Origin of the sequence: Rhodococcus sp. ARC_M12 (assembly GCF_022810385.1) — a bacterium.
Classification (GTDB): domain Bacteria; phylum Actinomycetota; class Actinomycetes; order Mycobacteriales; family Mycobacteriaceae; genus Rhodococcoides; species Rhodococcoides navarretei.
Genome location: NZ_JALGQI010000002.1, coordinates 350,059 through 357,014 on the forward strand (window position 1 = coordinate 350,059; position 6,956 = coordinate 357,014).

Annotated in this window: 7 protein-coding genes; all 7 read right to left on the minus strand. The window is 64.8% G+C overall.

Annotation, left to right across the window (positions count from 1 at the left end; all coding sequences use genetic code 11):
* Positions 1 to 82: 82 nt before the first annotated feature.
* From fbaA to MTX35_RS05265, 7 genes are read right to left on the minus strand one after another with little or no spacing between them, the layout of a single operon-like run.
* The gene (fbaA, locus tag MTX35_RS05235; protein ID WP_243593947.1) at positions 83 to 1,105 is read right to left on the minus strand and encodes a class II fructose-bisphosphate aldolase; all 1,023 of its coding nucleotides are present in this window, start codon (positions 1,103 to 1,105) and stop codon (positions 83 to 85) included.
* An 8-nt stretch (positions 1,106 to 1,113) separates the two neighbouring features.
* The gene (locus tag MTX35_RS05240; RefSeq protein ID WP_279395659.1) at positions 1,114 to 2,142 is read right to left on the minus strand and encodes a LacI family DNA-binding transcriptional regulator; all 1,029 of its coding nucleotides are present in this window, start codon (positions 2,140 to 2,142) and stop codon (positions 1,114 to 1,116) included.
* A 45-nt stretch (positions 2,143 to 2,187) separates the two neighbouring features.
* On the minus strand, positions 2,188 to 2,838 hold the full coding sequence (locus MTX35_RS05245) for a nucleoside/nucleotide kinase family protein (RefSeq protein ID WP_243593949.1): 651 nt from the start codon (positions 2,836 to 2,838) through the stop codon (positions 2,188 to 2,190).
* Positions 2,828 to 3,766: a PfkB family carbohydrate kinase gene (locus MTX35_RS05250; RefSeq protein WP_243593950.1), complete on the minus strand. Its 939-nt coding sequence runs from the start codon at positions 3,764 to 3,766 to the stop codon at positions 2,828 to 2,830. The genes MTX35_RS05245 and MTX35_RS05250 overlap by 11 nt, the downstream gene beginning before the upstream one ends.
* On the minus strand, positions 3,747 to 4,529 hold the full coding sequence (locus MTX35_RS05255) for an ATP-binding cassette domain-containing protein (RefSeq protein WP_243593951.1): 783 nt from the start codon (positions 4,527 to 4,529) through the stop codon (positions 3,747 to 3,749). Before MTX35_RS05255 ends, MTX35_RS05250 begins: the two co-directional genes overlap by 20 nt.
* Complete coding sequence (locus MTX35_RS05260; protein ID WP_243593952.1) at positions 4,526 to 5,515, minus strand: ABC transporter permease; 990 nt, start codon at positions 5,513 to 5,515, stop codon at positions 4,526 to 4,528. The genes MTX35_RS05255 and MTX35_RS05260 overlap by 4 nt, the downstream gene beginning before the upstream one ends.
* Positions 5,516 to 5,549: 34 nt before the next feature.
* Entirely contained in the window at positions 5,550 to 6,548 is a 999-nt protein-coding gene (locus MTX35_RS05265; protein WP_243593953.1) for a substrate-binding domain-containing protein, read from the minus strand.
* Between the last annotated feature and the right edge of the window lie 408 nt (positions 6,549 to 6,956).

The following is a 6,956-nucleotide window of genomic DNA, read 5'->3' on the forward strand; positions in this document are numbered from 1 at the left end:
GTTCGATGCGGCCATTCTTGCCGCATTCGACCCTGGGACGGAACCGGTCCGCAGATTTCGACACGTTCGGCGCAAAAAGTTCTCAGCGCATCGTGCGACCCGCCGAACCGAGCATCTGCGTGGCCTCGACCACCCGAGCTGCCATGGCCGTCTCGGCGGGCTTGCCCCAGGAGCGGGGGTCGTACGCCTTCTTGTTTCCGTACTCGCCATCGACTTTGAGGACCTGATCGTATTTGCTGATCATGTGTCCGGCGATCGATCTGGTGAAGGCGTATTGAGTGTCGGTGTCGATGTTCATCTTGATCACCCCGCTGGCGACAGCGGAGGCGATGTCCTCTGCGCTGGAACCCGATCCGCCGTGGAACACCAGATCGAAGGGCTTGTCCTTACCGGTCTCGGCTCCGACGACGGACTGGATCTCGTCGAGGATCTCGGGTCGCAGATGTACCGAGTCGGGGTTGTAGACGCCGTGGACGTTGCCGAAGGTCAGAGCCGTCATGTAGCGACCGCGCTCCCCCGCACCGAGCGCGGCAATCGTGGCGCGAGCGTCGTCGACCGTCGAGTACAGCTGTTCGTTGATCTCGTGTGACACCCCGTCTTCCTCGCCGCCGATCACTCCCACTTCGATCTCCAGAATGGTGTTCGCCTCCACCGACAGGTCGAGCAACTCGCGCGCGATCCGCAGGTTCTCGTCCAGCGGCACCGCCGAGCCGTCCCACATGTGCGATTGGTACAGCGGTTCCAGTCCTCGGCCGCGGCGTTCGATCGCGTCGGCCAGCAATGGCCGGACCCAGTCGTCGAGGTTCTCGGCGGGGCAGTGATCGGTGTGCAGTGCCACCGAGATCGAATAGTGTTGCGCCACTTCGTGGGCGTACTGCGCGAGCGCCTTGGAGCCGGCGAAGCGGTTCTGCACCGCATTGCCGGACAGGTAGAGCGCGGTACCGACCGACACCTGAATGATGCCGTCGCTCTCGGCTTCGGCGAATCCCTGAAGCGCAGCGTTGAGTGTCTGCGAGCCGGTGACATTGATCGACGGGTACGCGAACCCGCCTTCCTTGGCGCGGTCCAGCATGGCTTTGTACTGCTCCGGACTGGCAATCGGCATGAGCTGTCCTATCTTCGGGGTGCGACCGGCTTGTCTGCTGCCGTACAGCCGCAGGAATTTCGATGGGTGAAGGTGGTCGGTACACGGATGGATCGAGGCGCGTCCTCGTGTCCCTCGATACGCCGTAGCACGAGGTCGGCTGCGGTTCGGCCGATCGTCTGCACGTCCTGAGCGGCCGCTGTGAGCCGGGGCTCGAACAGGTCCGACCACTCGAAGTCGTCGTAGCACACGAAGGCGAGATCTGCGGGGATCGACAAGCCAAGGCCACGAACGGCTTTCAGCGATCCGATCGTCATCGAGTTGTTCATCGACACCAGAGCCGACGGCCGATGCGGACCGGACATCAGCTCGCGCACCCGGGACTCGGCCACCTCGACGTTGGACCGCCCGTCGACGACCAACCGGAGGTCCAGCTCGATACCTCGATCGGCCAGTGCACGGGCATAGCCGTCGAATCGTTCTGTCGTCGAGGAGATTCCCTCGATGCCGCGGACGATCGCGATGCGTCGATGGCCGGAATCGAGGAGATGGGCGGTGAGCTCGTACGCCGACGCGTCGTTCTCCGGGCCGACCTGATCGCACGGCACGTCGAGCATTCGGTCGATCAACACCAGAGGCGTTCCGCTGCGGACGATCTCCGGGATCGTGGAGACTTCCGATCCAGCCGCGGGCGCGAGAATCATACCGTCGACCTGGCGGTCCAACAGCGAGTCCGTCACCCTCCGCTCGGACTGCGGCTCGTCGTGCGAATCGCCGAGAATCAACACGTATCCGGCCTCGGACAACCGACGCTCGACGGCATGGACGAGGCTGCCGAAGTACGGGTTCGTCAACGCGGCGATGGACAGTCCCACGGTGTGAGTTCGGCCCGCCGCGAGCGATCGAGCAACGACGTTGCGACGGTATCCGATCTCGAGAATCGCCGCGTCGACGCGTTGCCGGGTGGCGGGATTGACGTTGCGTGTTCCGTTGAGCACGTGCGAGACGGTCGAAACCGACACCCCTGCCAGGCGAGCGACGTCATCCATCGTGGGCATATCAGTCGGCCCAGCGCTGTCGTGTCTCGAGGCTCTGCGGAATCGTCATGTCAGCCGCAGGATTCGGTCGGCGCGGCGCGCAGTCGACCCGATCAGTTCCGCGTTGCGTTCGTCCGAGCCGAGTGCCCAGAACTCCGCGTCCTCGTGCGATTTTCCGTACGCCTCGTGCCGGGCCACCAGACGCTCGTGCCGAACCCTCGTGTGCGGAGCCAAAAACCAGACTTCGTCGATCATCGCCCGTGCCGCGGGCCACGCGTCGGACTCCATCAACAGATAGTTGCCCTCGGTGATGACGAGCGGGACGGTCGACGGCACCGGGATGGCGGACCCGATCGACTCCTCGATCTCGCGCCGAAACCTCGGCGCGTACACCAGGGGGCCGCCCGGCCGCTGATCGTGAACGGCGGCGATCAACCGCGCGTAGCCGTCGTCGTCGAAGGTGTCGTGGGCACCCTTGCGGTCGAGCCGGCCCAGCTCGATCAACACTTCGTTGGCGAGGTGGAATCCGTCCATCGGAACGAGTACCGCGAGTTCCGGCCCGAGCGCGTCGACGAGTTGCTGAGCCACAGTGGACTTCCCGGCACCGGGTGCACCGGTCAGGCCGAGTATGCGCCGCTCACCAGGTACGGCCAGCGTGCGCGCCAACTCCACGAGTTCTTCGAGGGTGGCTTCCTGTACGTCCTGGTCAATGCTCACCGTTGTCGCTTTCGAGTCCGTGGGTAGTCAGGGTGTCAGCGGAAAGTTGGCGTAGCCACACTCGGGGCCCGATCACCGAGCAACGCAGTGCGGCAACGTGAGCCGACCTGTCGATGCGCTCGGCAAGGGAACCCGGCTGCGTGGAGTAGTAGGCATACGCGCCGTGGAACGCATCCCCGGCTCCCAGAGTATCGACTACTGCAACGGGCTCGACGTCGACCGATCCCGATGAGCCGTCGGACCACCATTCGACGGGCTCGCCGCCGTGGGTGGTGACGACGGTCCGAACACCGGATGCAACGAGTGCCGCGGCAGTCGTCGTCGTGTCCGAGGTACCGGGAGCGCGAAAGTCGGCCGAGCACACCATGTCCGTGGCGTGTGGGACCAGCTCGCTCATCACCGGTTTCCAGCGACCGGCGTCCACGACCAACGTGGTAACCCGCGCCGCCGCATGTTCCGCGGCGGCGCAGGCGATCAGGGGGTGGTGCCCGTCGACGAGAACGACGTCGGCACCGGCGACGACGGCCTCGAGATCCGCCGGGGGCGAGGCGTCGGAGTTCACGGCGTCGGCCGAGACGACCGACCGGTCACCGGTCGATTCGATCACCGTCACCGCCGAGACCGGCACCGACCTGGTGGAACCCTCGGCCGCGTCGATCACCCTTACACCGAAGGCCGTCAGGTCGGCCTTGACCAGCGCAGCCACCGGGTCGTCGCCGAGGGCGGTGACGAGCACGGCTGTGCCGCCCAACGCGGCGAAGGTGACGGCCGCGTTGGCGGCCGGACCTCCCGCCGCGACGAACTGGGCGCTCGAGGTGATCTTCTGGTTGGGTGCCGGCGCTGCCGACACTCGATGGATGACGTCGAGTGTCGCCAGGCCGACGAAAACTCCGACCGGACGGGTCGATTCAGCGGCCGGCGCGTTCATCGTCGGTCGGCTCCTCCGCGCCGGTCATGAGCGCGACGACCTCGGACATGGTGCGGTTCTTCGGATTCACGACGCCTGCGCGCTTGCCGAGGCGGTGGATGTGAATTCGATCGGCGACCTCGAACACGTGCGGCATGTCGTGGCTGATGAGCACCACGGGTATGCCCCGGTCGCGGATCGTGCGAATCAGATCGATCACCATGCCCGACTCCCGCACACCCAGTGCGGCCGTCGGCTCGTCCATGATGATCACTCCGCGCCCGAACGCCGCCGCGCGTGCAACTGCCACGCCCTGACGCTGACCACCCGAAAGCGTCTCCACTGCCTGATTGACCGACTTGATGCCGATCTTCAGGTCCTGCAGATGCTTCGACGACTCCTCCCGCATCCTCGGCATGTCCAGACGCCGAAAGATACTGCCGCTGATCCCTTTACGCTTGATCTCGCGTCCCAGATAGACGTTCGAGGCGATGTCGAGCGCCGGTATGACGGCCAGGTCCTGATAGACCGTCTCGATGCCGGCCGCGCGTGCGTCACGGGTGTTCTTGAACGACACCGGCGATCCGTTCATCAGGATCTCGCCCGAGTCGGGAATCACGGCACCGGCCAACGCTTTGATGAGACTGGACTTTCCGGCGCCGTTGTCGCCGATCACCGCCAGTACCTCACCGGCCCGCAACTCGAAATCTGCACCGTTGATGGCCGTCACGCTGCCGTAGGTCTTGACCAGACCACGCGCTTCCAGAGCGAGGGGAGCGTTCACTGTGACCTCCTACGGGCGAATTGATCGACGGCCACCGCGACGATGACCAAAATTCCGGTCGCGATGTTCTGGTAGAGACTGTCGACGCCTGCCTGAGTGAGTCCGTTGCGCAGCACACCGACGATCAGTGTCCCGACCAGAGTGCCGATGACGGTGCCGCGGCCACCGAACAGGCTGGTTCCACCGATGACCACCGCGGTGATCGATTCGAGGTTGGCATTCTGATAGGCATTCGGATCGGCATTGGGGATCCGTCCGAGCGCTGCCCACGCCGCGATCGCCGCGATGACTCCCGTGACGATGTACACCGAGAACAGCACGCGACCGGACTTGATGCCGGAGCGATCCGAGGCCTGCGGGCTACCGCCGACCGCGTAAATATGCCTGCCCCAGGAGGTTTGGGACAATGCGTACCACATCACGGCGTACACCAGCAGCATCACCACCACGCCGTAGGTGGTGGAGAAGCTGCCGATCTTGAACGAGGTACCCAACAACGTCAGAGGTCCGCTCGGCACCTGGTAGGTCTCGGAGCCGGCCAGCAATCTGGTGGCGGCCTGAATAGCGGTGAACGTACCGAGTGTGACGATGAACGGTGGCAGTCGCAGAACCGTCACCAATCCGCCGTTGATCGCGCCGAACGCCACGCACACGGCAAGTGTGGACCCCAGTGCGACCACCGGACCGTTCGCGCCGGCCGACTGCGCCATCACGATGGACCCCATCACCGCCACCGCGCCGATCGACAGATCGATACCGGAGGTGAGGATGATCAGCGTCTGGCCGACGGCCAGGATGCCGACGACCACCGATTGCTGCAGGATCAGAGAAACGTTCTGCGGGTTGAGAAACGAGCTCGAGATCGAGCTGAAGACGATGACGGCGATGAGGAGCGCGGCCATCGGCCCGAGCAGGGGTTCACGCAGGATGGTGCCCACGTTGAACCGGCTCGGAGCCTCGGGCTTTGCGGCGGTATCGGTACTCACGAATCACATCCCGGTGTTCGCCGGTACTTCGCGATCAGCCCCAGCAATTCTCTTCGCCCCAAGCGGTGTCCTGCGACTCGAGCCCGTCGACCGGCTTGTCGGTGATGAGCTGTGAGCCGGTGTCGTTGAAGCCACTGGGCTTGGTGCCGTCCTCGGCGAACTTCACCACCGCGTCGACGCCCTCCTCGGCCATCTTCGCCGGGAACTGCATCACCGTCGCGCCGATGATGCCGGACTTGACGTTCTCGACACCGGTGCAGCTGCCGTCGATCGAGCCGATGGTGATCTGATCTGCGCGCCCGGCCGACTGAATCGCCTGGTAAGCGCCGGCCGCTGCCGGCTCGTTGATCGTGTAGAGCGCATTGACGCCCTGGGCACGCTGCAGCAGGTTCTCCATGGCGGTCTGCGCCTTGGTCTGATCGCCGTTGGTGTTCTCCTGACCGACGATTTCCGGCGAACTGTCCGTCAGCCCCATGCCTTCGAGGAAGCCGTCGTGCCGGAAGGTGTCGACCGTTCCACCCGCGGTGCCGTCGAGCATGATGACCTGCGGCGCAGTGGTTCCGAGCGTGGCCTTGACCCACTCGCCCTGGCTCACTCCGGCAGCCTTGTTGTCGGTGGCGAACGTGGCGTCGACCGCGTCCTCGGGATCGGTGGCGGTGTCGAGGGCAATGACGACGACGCCGGCGTCCCGTGCCTTCTTGATCGCGTCGAGGACTCCGGTCGAGGAGTTCGGGGTGATCAGAATTCCCTTCACACCCTGGCCGACGAGGTTCTCGATCGCCGCGACCTGGCCTTCGTTGTCACCGTCGAATGCGCCGGCCAGAGCCACCAGCTCGGCTCCGCTGGAATCCGCCTGCGCTTGCGCTGCCTCGCGCAGCTTCACGAAGTACGGGTTGGAATCCGTCTTGGTGATGAGCCCGACCTTCACGCTGCCCGAATCCGAACCGCTGCAGGCGGTCAGGCCGAATACGAGCGAGCCGGCCATGAGCGCGGTCCCGATCGTCAGCGCGGACTTCCGACGGTGATTGAACATGTGGACTCCCTTGTCCCCGGCCACGCGGTCGCGTCGCTCGATTGCAGGAGCCTATGACCAATACAAGCGCTTGCGCATGCGCTTTCGCGAAACGAACTCGAAGATTTTTTCACCCGACCGGTCAGCCGGTTCGTGACGGTGGTCACGGAAATCCGGTCCGGTCCTCGCCGCCCCCGGTCCTCCGCCGCCTCAGTTCTCCGCCGCCCCAGTTTTCGCAAACGCGCGCGCGTTTGCCATCCGCACGCAAAATAGTGCCCGCGGGGCTGGCGAATCCGCGCGCACCCTCTTTGCCAAGCTTCTCGTGAGTCATTCGAGAAGCTATGGAGGGTTACCGCATGTTGAGTGCTGAATTCACAGGGGAGCAGATTCGGGAGATGGTGTTCGAGTACTGCCGGTTGCCGTATGGGA

What these genes read in the sequence shown, in the direction of transcription:
- MTX35_RS05250 (WP_243593950.1), bottom strand. Translation starts at nt 3,766, where the DNA reads ATGAACGCGCCGGCCGCTGAATCGACCCGTCCGGTCGGAGTTTTCGTC.
- fbaA (WP_243593947.1), bottom strand. Translation starts at nt 1,105, where the DNA reads ATGCCGATTGCCAGTCCGGAGCAGTACAAAGCCATGCTGGACCGCGCC.
- MTX35_RS05265 (WP_243593953.1), bottom strand. Translation starts at nt 6,548, where the DNA reads ATGTTCAATCACCGTCGGAAGTCCGCGCTGACGATCGGGACCGCGCTC.
- MTX35_RS05240 (WP_279395659.1), bottom strand. Translation starts at nt 2,142, where the DNA reads ATGCCCACGATGGATGACGTCGCTCGCCTGGCAGGGGTGTCGGTTTCG.